The organism is Streptomyces sp. KMM 9044 (genome assembly GCF_024701375.2).
In the GTDB taxonomy this organism is placed as follows: domain Bacteria; phylum Actinomycetota; class Actinomycetes; order Streptomycetales; family Streptomycetaceae; genus Streptomyces.
The window spans coordinates 4,744,833-4,766,478 of the sequence record NZ_CP113910.1; the positions used below are offsets into that span (position 1 = coordinate 4,744,833).

General features: G+C 72.9%; 19 protein-coding genes and 1 tRNA gene. 6 read left to right on the forward strand and 14 right to left on the reverse strand.

Annotated elements, in window-relative coordinates; translation table 11 throughout:
- Window positions 1–28: 28 nt before the first annotated feature.
- The 3 genes from ehuD to ehuB are packed head-to-tail and all read right to left on the reverse strand — an operon-like array spanning window position 29 to window position 2,312.
- On the reverse strand, window positions 29–679 hold the full coding sequence (gene ehuD, locus HUV60_RS21365; protein WP_257848852.1) for an ectoine/hydroxyectoine ABC transporter permease subunit EhuD: 651 nt from the start codon (window positions 677–679) through the stop codon (window positions 29–31).
- On the reverse strand, window positions 679–1,389 hold the full coding sequence (ehuC, locus tag HUV60_RS21370) for an ectoine/hydroxyectoine ABC transporter permease subunit EhuC (protein ID WP_257848853.1): 711 nt from the start codon (window positions 1,387–1,389) through the stop codon (window positions 679–681). Before ehuC ends, ehuD begins: the two co-directional genes overlap by 1 nt.
- Window positions 1,386–2,312 carry an ectoine/hydroxyectoine ABC transporter substrate-binding protein EhuB gene (gene ehuB, locus HUV60_RS21375; protein ID WP_257848854.1) on the reverse strand — a complete coding sequence of 309 codons (927 nt, stop codon included), beginning with the start codon at window positions 2,310–2,312 and terminating at the stop codon, window positions 1,386–1,388. The genes ehuC and ehuB overlap by 4 nt, the downstream gene beginning before the upstream one ends.
- A gap of 97 nt (window positions 2,313–2,409) precedes the next feature.
- Between ehuB and HUV60_RS21380 the strand changes: the two genes are divergently transcribed.
- Window positions 2,410–2,904: a DUF3830 family protein gene (locus HUV60_RS21380; protein ID WP_257848855.1), complete on the forward strand. Its 495-nt coding sequence runs from the start codon at window positions 2,410–2,412 to the stop codon at window positions 2,902–2,904.
- Here HUV60_RS21380 and HUV60_RS21385 read toward each other — a convergent pair.
- Window positions 2,885–4,294 carry an amidase gene (locus HUV60_RS21385; RefSeq protein WP_257848856.1) on the reverse strand — a complete coding sequence of 470 codons (1,410 nt, stop codon included), beginning with the start codon at window positions 4,292–4,294 and terminating at the stop codon, window positions 2,885–2,887. The two genes, HUV60_RS21380 and HUV60_RS21385, sit on opposite strands and share 20 nt — an antisense overlap.
- A gap of 48 nt (window positions 4,295–4,342) precedes the next feature.
- Window positions 4,343–5,407 carry a D-2-hydroxyacid dehydrogenase gene (locus HUV60_RS21390; protein WP_257848857.1) on the reverse strand — a complete coding sequence of 355 codons (1,065 nt, stop codon included), beginning with the start codon at window positions 5,405–5,407 and terminating at the stop codon, window positions 4,343–4,345.
- A 138-nt stretch (window positions 5,408–5,545) separates the two neighbouring features.
- Between HUV60_RS21390 and HUV60_RS21395 the strand changes: the two genes are divergently transcribed.
- The 3 genes from HUV60_RS21395 to HUV60_RS21405 all read left to right on the forward strand — a co-directional run bounded on the left by HUV60_RS21395 (window position 5,546) and on the right by HUV60_RS21405 (window position 8,515).
- On the forward strand, window positions 5,546–6,511 hold the full coding sequence (locus tag HUV60_RS21395; RefSeq protein WP_257850194.1) for a maleate cis-trans isomerase family protein: 966 nt from the start codon (window positions 5,546–5,548) through the stop codon (window positions 6,509–6,511).
- Window positions 6,508–7,239 (forward strand): maleate cis-trans isomerase family protein, encoded by a 732-nt coding sequence (locus HUV60_RS21400; protein WP_257848858.1) that lies wholly within the window; start codon window positions 6,508–6,510, stop codon window positions 7,237–7,239. Before HUV60_RS21395 ends, HUV60_RS21400 begins: the two co-directional genes overlap by 4 nt.
- A 112-nt stretch (window positions 7,240–7,351) precedes the next feature.
- Window positions 7,352–8,515, forward strand: coding sequence for an LLM class flavin-dependent oxidoreductase (locus HUV60_RS21405; protein ID WP_257848859.1), 1,164 nt, complete (start codon window positions 7,352–7,354; stop codon window positions 8,513–8,515).
- Here the strand turns inward: HUV60_RS21405 and HUV60_RS21410 are convergent.
- Entirely contained in the window at window positions 8,473–10,392 is a 1,920-nt protein-coding gene (locus HUV60_RS21410; protein ID WP_257848860.1) for a putative bifunctional diguanylate cyclase/phosphodiesterase, read from the reverse strand. The two genes, HUV60_RS21405 and HUV60_RS21410, sit on opposite strands and share 43 nt — an antisense overlap.
- Window positions 10,393–10,728: 336 nt before the next feature.
- Here HUV60_RS21410 and HUV60_RS21415 point away from each other — a divergent pair, with 336 nt between their 5' ends.
- Complete coding sequence (locus HUV60_RS21415; RefSeq protein ID WP_443047538.1) at window positions 10,729–12,162, forward strand: M6 family metalloprotease domain-containing protein; 1,434 nt, start codon at window positions 10,729–10,731, stop codon at window positions 12,160–12,162.
- 37 nt (window positions 12,163–12,199) lie between these two features.
- Here the strand turns inward: HUV60_RS21415 and HUV60_RS21420 are convergent.
- From HUV60_RS21420 to HUV60_RS21450, 7 genes are all read right to left on the reverse strand, one after another.
- A tRNA-Lys gene (locus tag HUV60_RS21420) sits at window positions 12,200–12,273 on the reverse strand.
- Window positions 12,264–12,890, reverse strand: coding sequence for a bifunctional DNA primase/polymerase (locus HUV60_RS21425; protein ID WP_257848861.1), 627 nt, complete (start codon window positions 12,888–12,890; stop codon window positions 12,264–12,266). Before HUV60_RS21425 ends, HUV60_RS21420 begins: the two co-directional genes overlap by 10 nt.
- Before the next feature lie 162 nt (window positions 12,891–13,052).
- Window positions 13,053–13,418 (reverse strand): hypothetical protein, encoded by a 366-nt coding sequence (locus tag HUV60_RS21430; RefSeq protein ID WP_257848862.1) that lies wholly within the window; start codon window positions 13,416–13,418, stop codon window positions 13,053–13,055.
- A 415-nt stretch (window positions 13,419–13,833) separates the two neighbouring features.
- Complete coding sequence (locus HUV60_RS21435) at window positions 13,834–15,183, reverse strand: AAA family ATPase (RefSeq protein ID WP_257848863.1); 1,350 nt, start codon at window positions 15,181–15,183, stop codon at window positions 13,834–13,836.
- 196 nt (window positions 15,184–15,379) lie between these two features.
- Window positions 15,380–16,978, reverse strand: a complete 1,599-nt coding sequence (locus tag HUV60_RS21440; RefSeq protein ID WP_257848864.1) for a hypothetical protein — start codon at window positions 16,976–16,978, stop codon at window positions 15,380–15,382.
- On the reverse strand, window positions 16,969–18,117 hold the full coding sequence (locus HUV60_RS21445) for a hypothetical protein (RefSeq protein WP_257850196.1): 1,149 nt from the start codon (window positions 18,115–18,117) through the stop codon (window positions 16,969–16,971). Before HUV60_RS21445 ends, HUV60_RS21440 begins: the two co-directional genes overlap by 10 nt.
- Window positions 18,098–19,120, reverse strand: a complete 1,023-nt coding sequence (locus HUV60_RS21450; RefSeq protein ID WP_257848865.1) for a phosphatase PAP2 family protein — start codon at window positions 19,118–19,120, stop codon at window positions 18,098–18,100. The genes HUV60_RS21445 and HUV60_RS21450 overlap by 20 nt, the downstream gene beginning before the upstream one ends.
- Before the next feature lie 185 nt (window positions 19,121–19,305).
- Between HUV60_RS21450 and HUV60_RS21455 the strand changes: the two genes are divergently transcribed.
- Window positions 19,306–19,902, forward strand: coding sequence for a histidine phosphatase family protein (locus HUV60_RS21455; RefSeq protein WP_257848866.1), 597 nt, complete (start codon window positions 19,306–19,308; stop codon window positions 19,900–19,902).
- Window positions 19,903–19,918: 16 nt separating this feature from the next.
- Here HUV60_RS21455 and HUV60_RS21460 read toward each other — a convergent pair whose 3' ends face one another.
- Entirely contained in the window at window positions 19,919–21,358 is a 1,440-nt protein-coding gene (locus tag HUV60_RS21460; protein ID WP_257848867.1) for a hypothetical protein, read from the reverse strand.
- Between the last annotated feature and the right edge of the window lie 288 nt (window positions 21,359–21,646).

Consider the following 21,646-nt stretch of genomic DNA (forward strand, 5'->3'; position numbering starts at 1 on the left):
GACGGGGAGGGGGCCGGGCTGGGTGCTGTCAGTGGACAAGGCGTCGCTCCAGGGCTCGGAGGGCAAGGGAGGCCAGGTAGGAGATGACGATGAAGGCGAAGCCGATCACCGTCAGGGGCTCGGTGAACTGGAAGTGCTGCTGGGAGAACAGGCGGGCCTCACCGAGCATCTCCAGCACGGTGATCGCCATCAGCAGGGGCGTGTCCTTCAGCATCGAGATGACGTAGTTGCCGAGTGCGGGGACCACCCTGCGCACGGCCTGCGGCAGGATCACCGCGGTCCACGTCCGGCGCAGCGGCAGGTTCAGTGCCGTCGCCGCCTCCCACTGGCCCACCGGCACGGCCTCGATGCCCGCGCGGTAGACCTGCATCGTGTACGTCGAGTAGTGCAGACCGATGGCGACGACCCCCGTGGTCAGCGCGGAGAAGGTCACTCCCCACTCGGGCAGCACGTAGAACAGGAAGAACAGCTGCACCAGCAGCGGGGTGTTGCGGATGAACTCCGTCACGCCGCCGACCGGCCAGGTCACCCAGCGGGACGGCACCCGCATCAGCAGGGCCCACACCAGGCCGAGGACGAACGAGATCAGCGAGCCGAGGACGAGGATCTGCAGGGTGACCAGCAGGCCGTCCCAGAAGTACGGCATGAATTCGGAGACGGCGCTCCAGTCCCACTCCATCAGACACCCCCCACGTTGGTCGTCTCGGCCCGCTTCAGGTCCGTCCTGGGATCGGGCACGGGCTTCTTTCCGACGCCGGCCTTCAGCTTCTTCTCCAGACCGCGCATGACCCGGGTGAGCAGGAAGGCGATCACGAAGTAGATGACCAGGATGTACGTGTAGATCTCAGCGCTCTCCTGCAGTGCCAGGCGCACCAGGTTGCCACTGAAGGCCAGATCGCCCATGCCCATGATCGACACCAGGGCGGTGCCTTTGAGCAGCTCGATCAGCAGGTTGGAGAACGGCGGGATCATCTCCGGCACGGCCTGCGGCAGCATGATCATCCGCATCCGCTGCGCGGGTGTGAAGCTGAGCGCGATCCCGCCCTCGACCTGGGCCGGGTCGACGGCGGCCAGCGCACCGCGCACGATCTCCGCGCCGTAGGCGCCGTAGGTCAGGCCGAGCGCCAGCGTGCCCGCCCACAGCGGCACCAGCTGCCAGCCGAAGGCCGGGGGCAGCACGAAGAACACCCAGAAGATCATCACCAGTGCCGAGGTGCCGCGGAACACCTCGGTGTAGAGGCCCGCGAGGAAACGGACGAACTTCGAGTGGTGGGTGCGCGCGATGCCGACCACGAAGGAGACCGCGGTCGCGAGCAGCGCGCTGAGCACCAGCAGCTGGATCGTGACCCAGACGCCCTTGAGTACGAGTTCCCAGAGTCCTGAGGTCATCCGCCGCACAGCTCCTTCGCGGTCAGATCCGTCATCTCGTCCTCCGTGAAGCCGAACGGCCGCAGGATCCGCAGCAGCTCGCCGCTCTCCTTGAGCTTGGCCAGCTCGGCGTTGAAGGCGTCCCGCAGATTTGTCTCGGCGGGACGGAACGCGAAGCCGCCGCCGTCGGTGTGCGGCTCACCGTCGACGATCGGCTGGAACGGCTCGGTGACCTCGGCCTTGGCGGACTTCTTCACCACCTCGCGGGTGGTGAGCGCCGTACCGGCGAAGACGTCGACCCGGCCGGCCTCCACGGCGTTCAGCCCGGCGACCTGGTCGGGGACGATGAGTATGTCGCCCTCCGGGTACCCGGCCTCGACGGCGTACGCGATCTCCGCGTACCCGGTGCCGGTGGCGAACTTCGCCCCCTTCTCGACGACGTCCTTGTAGCTGGTCAGCCCCTTCGGGTTGCCCTTGCGCACGATGAACGAATCGAGCATCTGGTAGTCGGGGTCGGAGAATATGACCTGCTCGCAGCGCTCGGGATTGATGTACATCCCGGCGGCCACGATGTCGAACTGCTGCGAGTTCAGACCCGGGATCAGCGAGCCGAACTCGGTGGGGACGGGCTGGACCCGGTCCACCCCGAGCCGCTTGAAGACGACCTTCGCGAGTTCCGGCGCCTCGCCGGTCAGGTTGCCGTCCTTGTCGATGTAACCGAAGGGGATCTCGCCGGCGATACCCAGGCGGACCACACCTGCCGCCTTGAGCCGTTCGAGCTGGTCACCGCCGCCCGTGCTCGCTTCGGTGGGCACGCGCGAACAGCCCGCGGCGCCGAGCGCGCCGAGCGCCGCCACCCCCGCGAGCAGCGACCGGCGGGAGGGCCCGGCGGACGCGGACGCTTCCCCGCGTTGTCTCAGTGGTTTTCCCAGTGGTGGAACCATGGCGGCGCAGCTACCCGAAGTGATGCCGAGTATTCCCGCCAGTTTCGGCGCTCTTCGGAGGCCGGGCGGTCTTGACCGGTGAGGGACGATGGGTCTCATGATTGACCGATACGTCGAGGTCTCGCTGGTCAAACGCGGAATCACCTGTACGGCACGGTTGCTCGACGACCGGGCACCGGTCACCTGCGCGGCCGTCTGGGACTCCCTGCCTCTGTCCGGCGACGTCTACCACGCCAAATACGCCCGCAACGAGATCTACGCGCTCTTCCCGCCGTTCGCCCCCGCCGAGCCGCCGCTGGAGAATCCGACGGTCACGCCCGTCCCGGGAGACCTCTGCTACTTCTCCTTCGCGGGCGCGGAACTGGGCACCAAGGCCTACGGCTACGACCGCGAGGTCGGCCCCGGTGCCACGGTCGTGGACCTGGCCCTGTTCTACGAACGCAACAACCTGCTGCTGAACGGCGACGTGGGCTGGGTGCCCGGCATCGTCTGGGGCCAGGTCGTCGAGGGCCTCACGGAGATGGCCGAGGGGTGCAACGACCTGTGGCGCGCCGGAGCGGCGGGGGAGACCCTCAGCTTCCGGAGGGCGTGACCCCGGACCCGTACAGCGCGTGGGCCGCCCGCAGCACCAGCGCGTCGGCGTGGCGGGCGGCCACGAGCTGGACGCCGATCGGCAGCCCGGCCGCGTCGGTGCCCACGGGGACACTCGCCGCGGGCTGCTGCGTCAGGTTGAACGGGTAGGTGAACGGGGTCCAGCCCGTCCACCGCCGGTGACCGGAACCCTTCGGCGCCTCCACACCCGCCTCGAACGCCGTGCGGGGCACGGTCGGGGTGACCAGCAGGTCGTAGGTGTCGTGGAAGCGGCCCATGCGCCGGCCCAGGTCCATCCGGACGTCGACCGCCGCCAGGTAGTCCAGCGCCGACCGGCGCGCCCCGGCCGCGCAGATCTCCTGCAGTCCGGGGTCCAGCAGCTTCCGTTGTTCACGGGTGAGGTGCTGCACCACCCGCGCCGCTCCGGAGAACCACAGGGTGTGGAAGGCGTCCGCCGGGTCGGAGAAGTCCGGGTCGGTCTCCTCCACGTACGCACCGAGCGCGGCGAGGCGCTCCACCGCCCGCCGTACCGCGGCCGCCACCTCCGGGACCACCGCCACCTGGCCGCCCAGTGACGGCGAGTACGCCACCCGCAGCCCCCGCACCCCGCCGTCCAGCCCTTCCCGGAAGGAGACGGGTGCCGGTGCCAGTGCCGACCAGTCGCGCGAGTCCGGCCCACTGATCACATCCATCAGCAGCGCCGCGTCCGCCGCGTCCCGCGTCATCGGGCCGACGTGCGCCAGTGTGCCGAACGCGCTCGCCGGATACAGCGGTACCCTCCCGTACGTCGGCTTCAGGGCGAAGATCCCGCAGAACGCCGCCGGGATGCGGACGCTGCCGCCGCCGTCCGTCCCCAGTGCCAGCGGCCCCGCGCCCAGGGCCACGGCCGCCGCCGCGCCCCCGCTGGACCCGCCCGCGGTGCGCGCCGGGTCGTACGGGTTGCCGGTGACACCGCTGAGCGGGGAGTCCGTCACGCCCTTCCAGCCGAACTCGGGGGTCGTCGTCTTGCCCAGGAAGACGGCGCCGTGCTCCCGCAGCCGCGCCACCGACGGCGCGTCCTCCTCCCACGGGCCCGCCGGGTCGACGGCACGCGAGCCGCGCAGGGTCGGGGCGCCGCGCAGCAGCAGGATGTCCTTCACCGTGACCGGCACCCCGTCGAGCAGCCCGCGCGGCTCGCCGCGCCGCCACCGCTCCTGGGACGCGGCGGCCTGCTCCAGCGCCTGATCGGACAGCAGCCGGACGAACGCGTTCACCTGGGGCCGGATCGCCTCCGCCCGCTCCAGCGCCGCGCGGGTCACCTCCACGGGACCGAACGCGCCGGTGCGGTAGCCGTCGAGCAGCTGCACGGCGGTGCGGGACGTGAGGGTGCTGGGGTCGGTGCCTTGGGTCATCCACGCTCCCGGGAGGTCAGGGGGGGGCCGGGCGGGCCGGCGGGTGGGTCAGTGTCCGGGTACATACCCGCGCTGCTTGTCGACCACGTTCGGCAGCGGTTCGCCCGCGGCCCACAGCTCGTACGACTCCACGAACTGAGAAGCGAGTTCGTCCCGCCACCCGAGGGTGTCCCCGCTCATGTGCGGCGACACGATCAGCCCCGGCACCTCCCACAGCGGGTTGTCCGGGGCGAGCGGCTCGGACGTGAAGACGTCCAGGGCGGCGCCCGCGATCCGGTGGCTGCGGAGCGCCTCGGCGAGCGCGTCCTCGACGACCAGCGGGCCGCGGCCGATGTTGACGAAGTGGGCGGACGGCTGCATCAGGGCGAAGCGGCGGGCATCGAACATGCCCCGGGTCCGCTCGGTCAGGGGTGCGGCGGCGATCACCCAGTCCGCGCCGGCGATCAGCCGGTCCAGGTCCTCGGCGCCGTGCACGGCAGCGGCGGGGGCACCGACGCCGTCACCACGCGAGGCGGCGCGCGCGCTGCGGCCGACCAGCGCGGTGGTGACCCCGAGCGCCTCGAGCGTGCCGGTGATCGCCCGGCCGATCGGCCCCGACCCGACGACGCAGGCACGGGTCCCGGCGACCCCGCGCGACTCGCGGTGGCGCCAGGTCCGCTCCCGCTGGAACTCCAGCGTCCGCGGCAGGTCCTTCGCCATCGCCAGGACGAGCGCGGCGACGTACTCGGCGATCGGCCGGTCGAAGATCCCGCGCGCGTTGGTGACCACCGTGTCGGAGGCGGCGAGTTCCGGACACATCAGATGGTCCACGCCCGCACTCGCCGTGTGCACCCAGCGCGGCCTCGGCCCCCCGCCCGGCCAGGCGGCGCGTACCGCGTGCGAGGTGAAGTCCCAGACCAGCAGTACGTCGGCGGACGGCAGCCGCCCGGCGAGCGTCGAGGCGTCCGCGTGCTCGATCCGGACCCTGCCGGCCAGCCGGCCCAGCCGGGGCGGCGGATCGGCGTCCAGGACGAGCAGCGTGGGGAGAGCCGCGGAGCCGGTGCCGGGGCTGGTCACGGCGGTCGTGGGGCCGGCCGTGGGGGGAGTCGAGGGGGTCTTCTGGGGGGAGGTCATGGCCGCCGTTTCCCCGGGAGGGCCGGAAGTCTGAGATGTGCTGATTGACCACGCTGGCACCCCGAACCTACTGTCGTCAACACGGGCGTTTGAACGAACCGTTGCGTGCTCGTCTCTCACCGTGAGGCCGGTGCTGACATGGACGTCTCCTTCCTCGGCGGACCAGGCCCGCAGCGCGGTGTCGGTGTGGTCGCCCCCTTCGACTTCGCGCTGGACCGCGAGCTGTGGCGGTGGACGCCCGACGACGTGTCCCTGCATGTCACCCGGACGCCGTACGTGCCGGTCGAGGTGAGCCTGGATCTCGCCCGCATGATCAGCGAGCACGAGACCCTCCAGAACGCCGTGAGCACCCTCACCGAGGTCACCCCCGAGGCCGTCGCGTACGCCTGCACGTCGGGCAGTTTCGTCGGCGGGGTCATGGGCGAGCGCGCCATGTGCGAGGCGATGAGCAGGGCCGGCTCGGTCCCCTCGGTCACCACCTCGGGCGCACTGCTGGAGGCGCTGGTGGAGCTGGACGTACGGCGGCTGGCACTGGTGACGCCGTACACCGTGTCGGTGACCCGGGCGCTGGAGGAGTACGTGGCGCAGGCCGGGGTCGCGGTCACCGGCTGCGCCTACATGGGCCTGACCCGGCAGATCTGGAAGGTCACCTACCGCGAGGTGGTCGACATGGCCCGGCGGGCGGCGGTGCGCGGCCGGCTCGGCACGGCGGACGCGCTGTTCCTGTCCTGCACCAACCTGCCCACCTACGACGTGATTCCACAGCTGGAGGCGGAACTGCGCATACCGGTGATCTCGGCCAACCAGGTGACCATGTGGGCAGCGTTGCGCCGACTGGGTACCCGGGCGGTGGGACCGTATCAGGCGCTGATCGACACGTCGGCGCGCACCGGGACCGGGGCCGGGAGCACACTGCCGGGCCCGGCGGCCGGTTCGGTACTGCCGGCCGCCGGGCCGGTGGTGCCGACCGGCTCCGTACTGCCGGAAGGCCAGGAGCCGTCGGACGTACGGGGCGTGCACGGCGTGCCGGACGCGCAGGGTGTGCCGGGGGCGCAGGGCATCCCCGGCACACCGGACGAGAAGCAGCAGAAAGGCTGGACATGACCGCACTGGGATTCCTCTACCCCGGACACTCCGCCGAGGACGACTATCCGCGCATCGAGCAACTGCTGGGCAGCGACGTCCGGGTGGACCTGGCGCACACCGACATCGGTGAGGACGCGCACCGGGCCGACGCCCTGCTGGAGATGGGCGCGGCGGACCGGCTCGCGGCCGGGGTCCAGGAACTGCGGCTCACCGGCGCCGACGCCGTGGTGTGGGCCTGCACCAGCGGCAGCTTCGTGCGCGGCTGGGACGGCGCCCACGAGCAGGTGCGCGCCCTCGCCCGTACGGCGGGCATGCCCGCGTCCTCCACGTCCTTCGCCTTCGTGCACGCGGCGCGGGAGATCGGGGTGCGGCGGGTCGCCGTCGGCGCGACCTACCCGGACGACGTGGCCGCGCTCTTCGTGGAGTTCCTGGCGGCCGACGGGGTGGAGGTGACCGGGGTGACCAGCGCCGGGATCATCACGGCGGCGGAGGTCGGCACCTGGGGCGAGGCCGAGCTGTTCGCCCTCGCCCGCGCGGCCGACCACCCGGACGCCCAGGCCCTCCTGCTCCCCGACACCGCCCTGCACACGGCCGCCCACATCCCGGCCCTCGAGAAGGAGCTCGGCAAGCCGGTCCTCACCGCCAACCAGGTCACCGTCTGGGAGGCCCTGCGTCTGGCGGACCGCCGGGTGAACGCCCCGAGCCTGGGCGCCCTGTTCACGCGGGAGCCGATCGTGCAGGCGTGAGCGGGGCGGACGGACGTGAGCGGGGCGGGGGAGCGTCCCGCCCGGGAATAAGCGGGGACGGCCTCCTGTTACGGGTGCGGCGAACGTCACTCGAAACAGGAGGCACCCCACCGTGGCCGCAGACGACACCGCAGGCGCCGGTATACGAGGCGTCACGCACGGCTCGGCGCCCGTTCCGCTGTCCGTGCTGGACCTGGCCACGGTCGGCGCCGGGCACACCGCCTCCGACGCGCTGCGCACCGGCGTGGAGCTCGCCCGGCTCGCCGAGAAGCGAGGCTTCCACCGTTACTGGGTCGCCGAGCACCACTCCATGCCGGGTGTGGCGTCCTCGTCCCCGGCCGTGATCCTGGCCCACCTCGCCGCGTACACCGAGCGGATCCGGCTCGGCTCGGGCGGAGTGATGCTGCCCCACCACGCCCCGCTCGTCATCGCCGAGCAGTTCGGCACACTGGAGGCCATGGCCCCCGGCCGGATCGACCTCGGCCTCGGCCGCGCCCCCGGCACCGACGGCGCCACCGCCGCCGCCCTGCGCCGCACCGCCCTCCCCCAAGCTCTCGGCTCCGCTCGAGCAGGGGGGACCCCCAGTCACTCGGGCACCGACGACTTCCCCCAGCAGCTCGACGAGCTGACCCGCTTCCTGGACGACGACTTCCCCGACGGCCACCCCTACCACCGGATCCACGCCGTCCCCGGTCCGGTTCAGGCGACCTCGCCCGGCGGGGTGCAGTCGCCGCACCGCCCGCCCGTCTGGCTGCTCGGCTCCTCCGGATTCAGCGCCCGGCTGGCCGGCCTGCTCGGCCTGCCCTTCGCCTTCGCCCACCACTTCTCGGCGCAGAACACGATCCCCGCGCTGGACCTCTACCGCGAGTCGTTCCGCCCGAGCGGCCTCCTCGGCGAGCCCTACGCCCTGATCGGCGTCTCCGCGCTCGCGACCGAGGACGAGCAGGAGGCCCGGCGCCAGGTCCTGGCCGCCGCGCTCAGCATGGTCCGGCTGCGCACCGGCCGCCCCGGCCTGGTCCCCACCCCGCAGGAGGCACAGGCGCACCCGTTCTCACCGATGGAGCAGGAGTTCGTCGACTCGTGGAACGCCAACGTCGTCCACGGCACCCCGGACGAGGTCGGCGCGGGCCTGGACGACCTGCAGAAGCGCACCGGCGCCGACGAGCTGATGATCACCACCAGCGCGCACAGCGGTGACATACGCCTGCGGTCCTATGAACTCATCGCGGACGCCTACGGGTTGCCGACGACCGGATCGCCGACGACGTCCGCCTGAACCTCCGGGGTGCCCAGCAGTTCGGAGATGCGGTCCGGCGGGACCGGACGGGAGTACAGCCAGCCCTGACCGGTGTCGCACCCGATCCGGCGCAGCCGGGTGGCCTGCGCCGAGGTCTCCACGCACTCCGCGGTGACCGTCAGCCCCAGCCGGTGGGCGAGCTGCACCATCGCCTCGACGATGGCCTCGTCCGCCGGGCTGGGCGCCGCCGCCCGGTCCTCGTACTGGAAGCCGCGGACGAAGGCGCCGTCCAGTTTCAGCACCGACACCGGGAGCCGGCTGAGGTAGGCCAGGTTCGAGTAGCCGGTGCCGAAGTCGTCGATGGCGATGCGTACGCCCATGTCGCTGAGGGCGGTCAGCGCCTGCAGCGGCCGGCCCGAGGAGCCCATCACCGCGGACTCGGTCAGCTCCAGCTGGAGCAGCTGCGGCGCCAGGCCTGTCTCCTTGAGGGTCTCGGCGACGTCCGCCACCAGGTCGGAGTCCCAGACCTGACGGACCGCGACGTTCACGCTGACGAAGATCGGCGGCTCGTCGGGATGCTCGGTCTGCCAGCTGCGGGCCTGCCTGCAGGCGGTGCGCAGCACCCAGCGGCCGAGCTTGACGATCGAGCCGTCCTCCTCGGCGATGGAGATGAACCGGTTCGGCGTCAGCGTGCCGAACTGCGGATGGTTCCAGCGGACCAGGGCCTCCACCCCGTGCACCCGGTCGTCCTCCATGCCGACCAGCGGCTGGTACTCCAGCGCGAACTCGCCCCGGTCGACGGCGGGACGCAGCGTGGAGGCGAGGGCCTGACGGGTCATACGGTGCGCGTTGCGCTCCGGGTCGAACAGCGTCCAGCGGGACTTGCCGTCGGCCTTCGCCCAGTACAGGGTCGTGTCGGCGGCCTGCATCAGCCCGGTGGGCGTGGTCCCGGCCGCGTGCCGTTCGACCACGCCGATGGACGCCGACACCGACAGCCGATGCCCGGCCACGTCGAACGGGTCCTGGATCGTGCCGAGCACCGACTCGGCGAGCTCGGCGAGCTGTTCGGTGCCCGTGGAGTCCTCGACCAGCAGCGCGAACTCGTCCCCGCCGAGCCGGGCCACCAGCGGGGTGCAGCCCCTGGACCGGCCCGCGTCCTCGGCGCACAGCGTCAGCCGTTCGGCGACGGCGGCCAGCAGCCGGTCGCCGACACGGTGGCCCAGGGCGTCGTTGATGGCCTTGAAACCGTCGAGGTCCAGGGAGCACAGCCCGATCCGGCCCGTGCCGTTCTCCTCGTACGGCTCCGCCTCCAGGGCGGCCGTCAGCCGTTCGAAGAACAGGGTGCGGTTGGGCAGCCGGGTCACCGGGTCGTGCATCTGCAAGTGCCTGAGCTGGGACTGGAGTTCGTGACGGGCGCTGACGTCGGCGACCGACAGCAGCACGCCGGGGGCGCCGTGTCCGTCGCGCGTGCCGTGTGCGCCGTGTTCACGGGGGGCGGCGCCCTCGTCCGGGGGGAGCGGGGCGACTGACACCTGCACCCACAGCGAGTGTCCCTCGGGGTGCTTGAGCCGGCGGGTGCAGCGCAGCCGGCCCTGCCCCCCGCTCAGCAGGTCGCGGTAGGCGTGCCGGGCGCGGGCGTCGGAGGAGAGGTCCACCAGGTCGGCGGCGACCGCACCGGTCAGGGTGCCCGGGGGGCGGCCCAGCAGGGCGGCGAGCGTGCCGTTGGCGCTGATGACCCTGCCGTCACGGCCCACCACGGCCATGGCGAGCGGAGCGGCCGCGAAGACGGAGCGGTACGACGGGGGCGGGGGGAGGTCGGCACATCCGGTACGGGGTGGGGCGGTGATCTCACTCTCCGTGACGACCGGTCGGTTGGGATCCGCTGTGGGTGTCGGCCCTTCGGACGTTCCGCTCACCGCTCGCTCCCGCCGTGCACTCGATCGCTGTCCGTGCCGGAAAGCCTCAGGAATGTCTCAGGAAAGTGTGCCGATCATAGAGGCCTTGCTGAAGCCCTTCCAGTCACTCTCCAGTGTCCAGGACGGTCCCGCATCTCTGCCAGATCGTTTCTGCTCGGAGGTGGGTGACTTCTTCGGGCCTCCGACCGGTTGTGACGTTCCGTGAGTGGTTCGAGGTGTCGTCCGTGAACGGATTCCGGCCCCCCTCACTCGTCTGGTGCAGACAAAAAGGGCATATGACTGTAAATCCCCACAGGCTGGGTGCGGTGTCCCGTGAACCGTCTCCCGGAGGTCTCCGTGCCGCGTCAGCTCCCCCCGAGAGGGCTCGGTCGTGAGGCTCTGAGGGGGTTGGGCCGTCTGAGGGTCCGTCCGGGAGTGACGGAGCGGCTGAGGGCGGGGCTGCAGAGGCCGGGCCGGCCGGGATTCTGGCCGGGGCCGTGGTCCGGCGGGCCGTCGGCGCGCCCCCGGCTGCGCAGCACGGCGGCCGTGTGCACCACCATGTCGGCGCTCGCCGCGACCTCCGTGATGAGCGCCCCCTCCGACGCCGAGCCGTTCTCCGCGGCGCCGTGCGCCCTGATCCGCACCGACGCGCACCACTCGGAGGGCCTCGACACCTGGAACGCCGCCTACCCCCGGCCGGCCGGCCGGCTGGACGCGGTCATGGTCTTCCTGTCCTTCCCGGACTCGCACCCGCTGACCACCCCCGAGGAACTGACCGCCGACCACTTCCCCGCCACCAGCGACTTCTTCCACCGGGCCTCCTACGGCAGTTTCTCCCTGCGCCCGCACGCCCTGCGCGACTGGATCCGTATGCCCCGCCCGTCCACCGCGTACGCCGTACAGCGCGACTGGACCACACGGCACCGGTCCGCCTATCTGCGCGACGCGCTCGCCGCAGCCGACCCGCGGGTCGACTTCTCGCGGTACGACGTCGTCTACTTCGTCGCCGACCCGGACGCCCCCGGTGTGGACTCCGACGCCACGAAGGTCGTCAACCTGGACACCCCGCTGCAGGCGGACGGCACCGACATCCGCCGGGTCGTCACCGTGTTCGAGGAGCATCCCCCGGACCGGCTGGTCCTCGCCCACGAGACCGGCCACGTCTTCGACCTCCCCGACCTCTACCACCGGCCCGTGGACGGCAAGGGCGACTGGGACACCCACGTCGGTGACTGGGACCTGATGGGAAGCCAGTTCGCCCTCGCCCCCGACCTGTTCGGCTGGCACAAATGGAAGCTGGGCTGGCTGGAGCCCCGGCAGGTGCGGTGCGTACAGGGCACGGGACCGGTACGGCTGACGCTGGAACCGCTCGCGGTGGGGCCCGGGGTGCCGACGACGGGTGCCGCCGGCGCGCCGGCCTTCGGGCTGGGCCGGGGCACCAAGCTCGCGCTGGTGCGCACCGGCCCGGACACCGTGCTCGCCTTCGAAGTGCGGGCACCCGTCGGCGACGACGCGGAGGCCTGCCGGTCGGGGGTGCTGGTGTACCGGGTGCACGGCACGACCCGGTCCGGTGAGGGACCCGTCCAGGTGATCGACGCCCACCCGCACACGGAGGCCTGCTGGAGGGACTCGGTCTACCCGGCCCTCGCGGACGCCCCGGTCGCCCTCGGTGAGAGCTTCACGGTGCCGGGGGACGGCGTACGGGTGGAGGTGGAGGGGCGTACCGCCTCGGGGGCCTGGACGGTGCAGATCGGCGTGGGCCGGGGCGACGGCGGAGGCGCAGACGCGTAAAAGGCCCCTTGCCGTGGCAAGAGGCCTTTCCGTGTCGTGCGCCGCCAGGGACTCGAACCCCGGACCCGCTGATTAAGAGTCAGCTGCTCTAACCAACTGAGCTAGCGGCGCCTGCTGACGTCGTAGACATTAGCACCCTGATCGGTGGGAGGAAAAATCGATATCCGCACGGCCGCGCGGGCCGCTCGTACGACCGCCCAGAGCAGCACCTCCGGACCCGGCAGCCAGGGGTGACGTATGTCCGGGGCCACCAGCCAGCGCGAGCCGGAGCCGGCCGTGCCGGCGCCGGGAGCCGGGGCCGGCACGGTCACCGCGTCACCGGTGCCGTGGCACAGCAGCGGCGGGACCCCGCCCGTACGGCCGGCCTCCCCGGGGCCCCTGTCGCGGGCGTCCCACTCCTCCGACTCCAGCAGCGCGGGGAGCCGCTGGGCGGTGCCGGGCGCCGCGAACAGCAGCATCCGGCCGCGGAACCCGGCCACCGGGCCGGAGCCAGGCCCCTCGTCCCACATCCGGTCCAGCATCCGGCGCCCGAGGGTGGAGGGAGTGCTCACCACGTCGAAGACGGAGCCGCAGGGCAGCACGACCGGCGCGTCCGGCCGCTCCTCCCAGAGGGAGAGAGTGCTGCGCGGATACGTTCCCGCGGAGGCGAGCCAGGCGGCACCGTCCGGGGTGATGTCCGTGGCATCGGTGACGCCGCTGAGGTCGGGGGCCTTGCGTGCACTGCTCATGCCGTCTGTCTACCGGCGGTGAGGGGGCGACCGCCCAGGGTTGCGGGAACCGGGGACAGGGAGGCGGTGAGGGGGTATCGTGCCCGCCTGGCATATGCCATATCTGTTCGACCGGGCGAATCCGGGGGAGGCCCGGTGGCGGTCACAGAGGGCGTGGTGCCCTCACGCGGGGTCGACGTGGTCCCGGCCCTCGCCCCCGCGCAGCAGGTCCCGGCCGAACTCGACCATCTTCTTCGCGTAGTCCTCGGTCCACTCGGCCCGCTCGGCGATGTCGGCGGCCGTCAGCCGGTCGAAGTGCCGGGGGTCGGCCAGCTGGGCCGCCGCCATCGCCTGGAACTCCATCGCCCGGTCCGCCGCCGCACGGAACGCGAGCGTCAGCTCCGTCGCCCGCTCCAGCAGCACGCGCGGATCGTCGATCGACTCCAGGTCGAAGAAGTGCTCCGGGTCGGCGGCCGCTGCCGTGGGCTCGAACAGCAGGGGCGCGGGGCGTAGCCGCGGTTCGTCCCGACGCGGCGTGGGCTCCGCCATGTCTTCTCCTTCGTCCTTGTGCATACGTGCATGGTGGCGCTTCTACCCGCCTGGAGGAGCGGGCCTCCTTCCATTCTCGCGCGCCCCGCAAGAGGGCCTCGGGGCCGGTGAGGTCAGGGCTGCCAGGTGATTCGGTGGTGTGCGAGGTGGGCCGGGACGGCGTGGTGGGTCTGCGGACTGTCCGAGCTGTGGCCGTCGGCCGCTTTTGGGGGTGCGCCGGACTCCGTCCGGTGGGTTGGGGGTGCTGTGCCGGCCGGGTGGTGGTCAGGGCTGCCAGGTGATTCGGTGGTGTGCGAGGTGGGCCGGGACGGCGTGGTGGGTCTGCGGACTGTCCGAGCTGTGGCCGTCGGCCGCTTTTGGGGGTGCGCCGGACTCCGTCCGGTGGGTTGGGGGTGCTGTGCCGGCCGGGTGGTGGTCAGGGCTGCCAGGTGATTCGGTGGTGTGCGAGGTGGGCCAGGACGGCGTGGTTGGCCTCCCAGCCGTCCGGGAACTTCACGAGGGTGCCCAGCTGGACCGGTTCCGTCGACGGGTAGGCGTCCAGCAGCTCGTCGACGCCCGCGCGGCACACCACGATGCAGGCATGCCGGTGCCGGGAGGCCAGCACGCACAGCCGGCCCGTCTCCAGATGGAAGGCCGTGGCGTCGGGACGACCGGACAACGGGTGCAGCACCACCGTGACGTCGAACTCACGCCCCTGGAGCCGGTTCGCCGTGTCCACGGTGACGTCCGCCGCCCCCAGCCCGGCCAGCGCCGCCCGTACCGCCGCCGCCTGGTCGCGGTGCGCGGTGCCCACGGCGATCCGGTCGGCGGTGAGCGGCACCGCGTCCTCGGCCCGTTCCGAGAGCGACGCGCCCTGCCGGTCCAGCAGCCGGCGCACGACCAGCGCCAGCGCCCGCACCGCCTCCGGATCCGTGCGCGGGGTGTGCCGGGCGGGCAGCTCCAGCAGCCCCCAGCCCGACGCGGCGGCCTCGTCGATCACCCGGTCGGGCCCCGAACCGTTTGACGGCACCCCGAGCGCGAGCCGCCGGTCGCCGTGGCCGGTGCCGCTGCGGAAGGGCGTATACGGATAGAACGCGTCCGACACCAGGGGCGCCGCCGAGGCGGGCAGCCGCCACGACACCGGCAGCCGGTGCTGCGGCAGCTCGGGATTGTGCGCGAGCAGTGTGGTCACGGCGGACGCGGACGGGTCGTACGACAGCCCCGCCCACTGCTCGCTGCCCACGATCGAGAACGGGTCCAACTGCCCCGGATCTCCCACGAACAGCGCCCGCTCGAACAGTCCGGCCACGGCGAGCAGCGCGTCCGAGCGCATCTGGTATGCCTCGTCGACGATCGCGTGCGCCCACGGCTCGACGCCCTTGACGTGCGCCCACTTGGCGGCCGTCGAGATGACCACGCCGAGCCCCGCGAGGTCGGACGCCTTCGCCGACTTGCGGACGTTGTCCAGCCCGTCCAGCGCCTTGTCGTACGGATCGGTGTCACTGCTGTGCAGCCGGCCGACCGGCAGCCCGGGGTTCTTCTCCGCGAGCCGCAGCACCAGGTCGTCCACCTGGGCGTTGGTCTGCGCCACCACCATCAACGGGCGGCCCGCGTCGGCCAGTTCCAGCGCCGCGCGGACCACGAGCGTGGACTTGCCGGCGCCGGGCGGGGAGTCGACGACCACGCCGCGCTCGGTGCCGTGCAGGGTGTCGCGCAGGATCGCGTCGGTGGCTTGGGCGGCGGCTGCGCCGGGGTCGGGACCGGCTTCCCGCACAGAGGCGGTCACCGGGAGTTCCGGTTCGTCGACGCACGGTGGTATCGCGGTGTGCTGAGCGAGAACCAGGCTGGCACAGCAAGCTCCAATCTCCGGGGAAACCGGGCTGGTGCCAACCCGGCTGGTGCCGATCGCGTATGACCGGGCCGTTCGCCGAACGGAGGGGCGGCGTGAGCCGGGAATCCTCCTCGCCCGCGAGGGGGAGGGTTCACAGCACGTCCTCCTCGGTCACCGGGTCGGCGGCCTCCGCTGTGGCGGCCGCCTCACCGGGCGGCCCGCCGTGCGTCCACGGGGTCTCCTCCGGGTCGGGCAGCTTCGCCCCGCCGCGCGGTTCGTGCGCGAACAGCGTGAAGAGGACGAGGTCGCCCCTCTCCGGCACCGAGCCCTCCTCCGGCTCCTTGCCGCGGCCCATCCTGTCCATGATCCGCAGAATGAGCAGGGACCCGTCCTCCTCCGCGGCGACGAACTCGGCCGCCTGCGGCTTTCCGCCCAGGGAGCGGTACACGCGGGTCCGCCCGCCCAGGTGCGGACGGTCGTCCGTGCGGACGGTGACCAGCGGGCGGGGGCTCGGCCGCCTGCTCTCGCTGTACGCCATGACGACATCGGTGACCTCGCCCGCGAACGCCTCCCCGGACAGCCGCCGGCCCGCCATCACCAGCGGATCGTCGAGGGCCTCCTGTGCTTCCAGCCGGGCCTGCTCCCGCTCGCGCGTGGCGAGCTTGTTGGCCGCGGCCACCGCGTCGTCGCGGCGCGGCTGGGGCGGCTCTCCGGCCAGCACCCGGTCCCGGTGACCGGTGAACGACCAGCGGTCGCGCGTCCACCGCTCCTCGACCCGCGCGCCCCGGGGAAGCGCCCGCAGCAGGTCCAGGCCCCGCCACACCGCGTCCCAGGTGGGCCGCGTACGGCTCTGAACCAACTCGCGGATCTCCCGCTCCGCCGCCGTCAGCGCGCCGAGCCGCTCGTCGGCCTCCGGGCCGTCCTGCGCGGCGGCGAGCGCCGTACGGGCCCGGTCGTACCGCTCGATCGCCGGGGCGAGCAGCCTGTTGTCGAAGGCCGGGTCGGTCGCCGGGCCCGCGGGCGGGCACCGCAACTGCCCGTCGGCGTCCCGCGCCAGCTCCGCCTCCCGCGCGGCCTCGGCGCCCGAGCGCCCCGCGGGCGGGTCGATCCACGCGAGCAGCGCCCCCAGGTGCTGGTCCTCCAGAGTGGACTGCCCGGTCGCCCAGTGCCGGCCCAGCAGGTCGGTCATGGCCGCCAGCAACGACGATCCGGGCACCCTGGCCCGCTCCCCGAAGTGCGTCAGCCACCGCCCGAGCAACGGCACCCGGGGCGGCGCGGGGAAGGGCGCCTCCGGGTCCTGCTCCGCCGTGCGCCGAAACCGGGTGGAACGGCCGAGGAGCCGTACGAGGTCGACACCGGCCCGGCTCGGCACGATCAGCTGCGGTGCGTCCGCGCACAGTTCGACCTCGACCTTGACCCGCTTGCCGGTCTCCGGGTCGGTCTCGCTGCGCTCCGCGGCCTCCACGGCCTCGGTGCAGTTGTCGATGTAGGGCAGGACCACGTCGGCCAGTTCGGCCAGGAACGCGAACCTGAGGTCGCGGTCGCGCGGCTGCGGTACGGCCAGCAGTCGGGGCGCGTCCCGGTCGGTGCCCACCAGCGCGCCGAGCGGGGCGCCCGCCTCACCGGCGGTGGTCAGCGGCACGAACACCAGGGGCCGCTCGGACAGATGCCGGTGCCGGACGGTGGCGGCGGGCTGGGCGCGGCCGGTGCTGACGGCCTCGAGGCGGGCGAGGGTGACGATCAGCGACAAGGGGCCACCTCCGCACGGACGGACGCACGGACGGGTCCCGCCGTGCCGGCGAGGGCCTCCGTGCGCAGGGCCGCCGCCCGGCGCAGGGCTGCGACCGTCGGATCGTCGGGATCCCCGAGCTCGCCGCGGGACGCCGCCAGGACGTCCTCGACCGTCGTCAGACCGCCCAACTCGGCGCGGACCGGACGGCCCAGGGCGGTCACCGCGTCCTGCGCGCGGGAGCGGTCCCGGCAGTGGAAGGCCAGCTCGCACGCGGACAGGCACTCCGGCGCGTAACTCGCCGGAACGGACTCCACCGACGCCGCCAGCCGGTCGCGGGGCAGCTCGGGGGCGAAGCAGGTGCCCTCGGGGAGCGCGTCCGCGATGCTCTCGATCCGGGTGAGCCGGGCGAGCTGACGGGCGGTCACCGCGCGCTGCTTGCGCACGTCCACGGCGGACGCGGTCGGCAGGTTGGAGAAGTCCTTGGGACACACCAGCAGAATCCGGTGCCGCACGCGGGGAGCGGCGGTGTCCGGGGCGGCGGCGAGGCGGGCGGCGACCTCCTCCAGCGCGAGCACGTACACCGCGGCCTGCCGGGAGGCCGCACCGACCTTCGCCGGGTCGGCCGAACCGTCCAGGAGAGGGAAGGACTTGATCTCCACGACCGTCCAACCGCCGTCCGGGTGCACCACCACCGCGTCCGGCTCCAGGAACGCCGGCGAACCCGCGACGTCCAGCGCGAGCAGCGGGTGGTCGAGCAGCGTCCACTCGCCCGGCGCCCGGACGGCCTCGCCCAGCGCCAGCTCCGTACGCGCCCGACGCCCCTCGTGGCCCGCCGCGGACAGGTCCGGGACGCGCACGGCGGCGGGCGGTTCGGCGGAGCGGTCCAGCTTCTCGTGGACCAGTCGCAGCAACTCCGTGCCGCCGTCCGCCTTGACCCTGGCCTCGAACGCGTTGCCCCGGACGAACGCGAACTGGGACTGGCCGAAGACCGACGGGGAGCCCAGCGCGTCCGCGAGCGTGGCCTTGTCCACCCCCGCGCCGTCGAGGATCGCGCGCCGCTCGCAGCCCGGGTTGGCGGCCAGGGCGGCCAGGGCGCGCGCGTCCAGCGCCTTGGCCCGTACGCCAGGACCGCGCAGCTCAGCGAGCCGGTACCGCAGCTGTCCGGTCGTCTTCTCCCCGGGCTGGAGGGGAGACGTCCGGCTCGGTTCCGGGGGTGAACCGTGGCTCGAGCTGCTGCTGCCACTGCCGTGGAAATTGCTCACCCGCGGAAGTCTGGCATCCGGCACTGACAATCGGGGAACCCGGGACGGACGAGGCCACTTCGGCCGGTGCGGAACGTCGTGCGAACTGCGGTGCGAACTGCGGTGCGAACTGCGGTGCGAGACGCGGCAGTACGACGGCCTTCGCCCGGTCCGCGTTCCGCAGCACGACCGGCGTGAGCAGCAGTCCGGCGCCCATCACGGCGGCGCCCGCGACCGCGTCGAGGAAGTAGTGGTTGGCGGTGCCCATCACCACAACGAGCGTCACCAGTGGGTAGACGACACCGGCCGTCCTCGCCAACCGCGTACCGCCGTGCCGCCACAGGACCACGCCGCACCACAGGGCCCAGCCCACGTGCAGGCTCGGCATCGCCGCGTACTGGTTGGTCAGGCCGCCCAGTCCCCTGGGGGCGCTGGCCTCGCCGGCCCACCAGCCGTAGGAGCTGTACTGGGCCATCGTGTCGACGAAGCCGTGGCTCGCGTCGAGCAGCCGGGGCGGGCAGGTGGGCAGCAGGGTGAAGCCGATCAGCCCGATGAACGTCGACGTCATCAGCCAGGTGCGGGCGGCACGGAAGTGCACCGCGCGGGAGCGGAACAGCCAGACCAGGAGCGCGGGCGTCACCAGGTAGTGCAGCGACGCGTACCAGAAGTCGGCCGGGATCCCGAGCCACGGTTCGCGGGTGAGGAGCCGGTTCAGCGGGTGCTCGGCGTTGAGATGCAGCGCCTGTTCGATGCGCAGGATCGCCAGACCGTGGTTCACGGCGTCGGTGACGTCACCCCGGACGAACACCCGTCCCGCCGAGTAGCAGGCGTACACGAGAAGGATCAGCGGCAGCTCGGTCCACCAGCGCAGCCGGGTCGCCGGGGCCCCTTCGGTACCCGGTGTCTCGCGGTGCGGCATCCGACTGCCCTCCCCCTCGTCGCTGCGCGGCGCCCAAATGGTGGTCGGCCACTCTACGGCGTGCTCGCGCCCCCGCCGAGGCGCCCCGGCCCTGATAGACGCCGCGATCGCCCACCGGGTTGCCCGCGACCAGGGTGCGCGATGATGGAGGGGTTCCGCCTGCGTTTTCTCCCGGAAGGTCTCCCATGGCACCGCGCATGCTGCTGGCCCGGCACGGACAGACGGCGTGGTCGCTGTCCGGCAAGCACACCGGCAGGACCGACGTGCCGCTGCTGGAGGAGGGCCGGCGGGGCGCCAAGCTGCTCGGGGAACGCCTGCACCGCCCGCCGTACGACGGGATGCCGGACGTCGAGGTGCGCGCCAGCCCGCTTGCCCGCGCGCGCGAGACCTGCGAACTCGCCGGGTTCGGTGAGCGCGCGCAGCCCTGGGACACCCTCATGGAGTGGCACTACGGCGCCTACGAGGGCCTGACCCCCGCGGAGATACAGGCGGGCCGCCCCGGCTGGCTGATCTGGCGGGACGGTGTCCCCGAGGGGGAGAGCCTCGCCGAGGTGACGGCCCGCGCGGACGAGGTGGTCACCTGGGCGCGCTCCGCCGACCGGGACGTCCTGGTCTTCGCCCACGGGCACATCCTGCGCTCCATCGGTGCCCGCTGGCTGGGGCTGCCGCTCGGCTTCGCCGCCCGCATCCGCCTCAGCCCGACCTCCCTGTCGGTCCTGGGCTGGGCGTACGGGGAACCGGCCGTCGAGAGCTGGAACGACCTGGGACACCTGGCGGGCTGACCCCGGTCCCTGCCGGTCACACCGCGCGGGGGAGTGAGGCGTGGCGGTCCAGGAAGGCCGAGACGCCCGAGGCGCGGCGGTGCGGGAGCAGGACGCGGGCGGTGCCCGCCAGTATCGTCCGGACCCGGCACGACTGGACCTCCGGCAGCAGGTCCAGCACCCGCATCCCGGCCGAGGCCGCTTCGTCCGGGAGTCCGCCGCGTGCCAGGTCGTCCGCCAGCTCCGCCGTGTACAGCGCGATGTTGCGGGTGAAGTGCGGGTCCTGGAGCTCCGCCGCCCGCCGCGCGTGCCGGGCCGCCCGCGGCCAGTCGCCGAGGGTGGACCAGCACTGCGCCTCCAGGCACTCCAGTTCGGCCTCCCCGTAGAAGGTCATCCACTCGGGGTCGGCCGGCGTGGGCCCGCGGTCGAAGTAGGCCTGCGCGCGGGCCAGCGCCTGTTCGCAGCCCGCCCGGTCGGCGAGCCCGGCCCAGCCGCCCGCCTCGCGCAGCGCCAGCAGTGACATCAGATGGGGAGAGCCGAGCGGGCGCGCGGCCCGCTGCGCGGCCTGCGCCGCCCGCACCGCCTCCCGCGGCCGGCCCGCGTCGCGGGCGAGGAACGCCGTGTTGCAGAAGGCGTGCGCCTCGAGCCCGGGGTCCCCCGTCACCCGCGCGGTCGCCAGCGCCTCCGCATAGTGCGAGCGGGCGTCGTCGAAGCGGCCCGAGTCGTGTGCCAGCCAGCCCACCGAGATGGCGAGTTCACCGGCGCCCGCGTACAGCCGGTCCACGGTGCGCTGCCGGGTCGCGCCGGCGTCGAGCAGGGCGTAGGCGGCGCGCAGCGGTGCGGCGGCCCGCCGGTAGAGGCCGTCGGCCCCGTGCCGGTCGTCGAGCAGCCGGATGTGGCGGACGGCGTCTTCCAGGGCTCCGGCGTCGCTCGCGCCCGGGCGGCGCACGGCGCGCTGTGCCGCCGAGGCGTCCGGGGCGAGGGCGATCGGGCCCAGCGAGGCGGCGGCCACCGTGGCGCTTCCGCCGGTCATGAATGCGCGACGCAGCACGTCGCTCTCCTCGTAGTTGTGGTGCGTGTGGTACGGGTTCCGCGTTTCGTACGGTTCAGGGGGCCCGCCGGTGTCACCCGTGACGAGTGCCGGGTCCCCGACGGGCGGGGGGGTGCCCCCGTCGCCCCGCCCCCGGCGTCCGCGGACCGAGGAACGGGGCGCGAAGCCCAGGTCGGTCAGCGTCCGGCCGGGGAACATGTGCAGGAACACCCGCTCGTAGGCGTAGTTGGGGCAGCGGATCTCGCCCGCCTCCACCCGGTGCACGTACCGCGCGTCACAGCTGACCCGCTCGCCGATCTCGTGAGCAGCCCGGCGGACCGCCGCGGCGAACTCGGCCGGCGAGCGCGGTCCGCGCAGTTGCCGGAAGACGGGATTCGGCCGCGGGGGCCGGTCGGGCTGGGACGAGGGCACCGTTGACGACGCCATGGCCGGGTCCTCTCTGCGAACCGTCGAACCATGCCGGACAACAGGGCGGTTCCTTGCGGTTCGTTATGGTGAGTCCATGCGCCGCGCGGGCACGGTCCTGGTACCGGCGGGCAAGAACGTACCTGCTGTGACCGGGCCGCCACACAAAGTTTGACCGCAAAGCGGATATCTCGTCTGTGATCCGCCATGAACTGCCATTCTGTGCTATTAGGTTTCGCCGTAGCCGTTGGCCGTCCGACGCGTTGAACCCGGCAGTGTGTTGTGGTGGAGTCGGAGAGACGGAGGCCG

Excerpts from the sequence above, each read along its gene's own strand:
- ehuD (WP_257848852.1), bottom strand. The coding sequence starts at position 679 with ATGGAGTGGGACTGGAGCGCCGTCTCCGAATTCATGCCGTACTTCTGG.
- ehuC (WP_257848853.1), bottom strand. The coding sequence starts at position 1,389 with ATGACCTCAGGACTCTGGGAACTCGTACTCAAGGGCGTCTGGGTCACG.
- ehuB (WP_257848854.1), bottom strand. The coding sequence starts at position 2,312 with ATGGTTCCACCACTGGGAAAACCACTGAGACAACGCGGGGAAGCGTCC.
- HUV60_RS21380 (WP_257848855.1), top strand. The coding sequence starts at position 2,410 with ATGATTGACCGATACGTCGAGGTCTCGCTGGTCAAACGCGGAATCACC.
- HUV60_RS21385 (WP_257848856.1), bottom strand. The coding sequence starts at position 4,294 with ATGACCCAAGGCACCGACCCCAGCACCCTCACGTCCCGCACCGCCGTG.
- HUV60_RS21390 (WP_257848857.1), bottom strand. The coding sequence starts at position 5,407 with ATGACCTCCCCCCAGAAGACCCCCTCGACTCCCCCCACGGCCGGCCCC.
- HUV60_RS21395 (WP_257850194.1), top strand. The coding sequence starts at position 5,546 with ATGGACGTCTCCTTCCTCGGCGGACCAGGCCCGCAGCGCGGTGTCGGT.
- HUV60_RS21400 (WP_257848858.1), top strand. The coding sequence starts at position 6,508 with ATGACCGCACTGGGATTCCTCTACCCCGGACACTCCGCCGAGGACGAC.
- HUV60_RS21425 (WP_257848861.1), bottom strand. The coding sequence starts at position 12,890 with ATGAGCAGTGCACGCAAGGCCCCCGACCTCAGCGGCGTCACCGATGCC.
- HUV60_RS21430 (WP_257848862.1), bottom strand. The coding sequence starts at position 13,418 with ATGGCGGAGCCCACGCCGCGTCGGGACGAACCGCGGCTACGCCCCGCG.
- HUV60_RS21450 (WP_257848865.1), bottom strand. The coding sequence starts at position 19,120 with ATGCCGCACCGCGAGACACCGGGTACCGAAGGGGCCCCGGCGACCCGG.
- HUV60_RS21455 (WP_257848866.1), top strand. The coding sequence starts at position 19,306 with ATGGCACCGCGCATGCTGCTGGCCCGGCACGGACAGACGGCGTGGTCG.
- HUV60_RS21460 (WP_257848867.1), bottom strand. The coding sequence starts at position 21,358 with ATGGCGTCGTCAACGGTGCCCTCGTCCCAGCCCGACCGGCCCCCGCGG.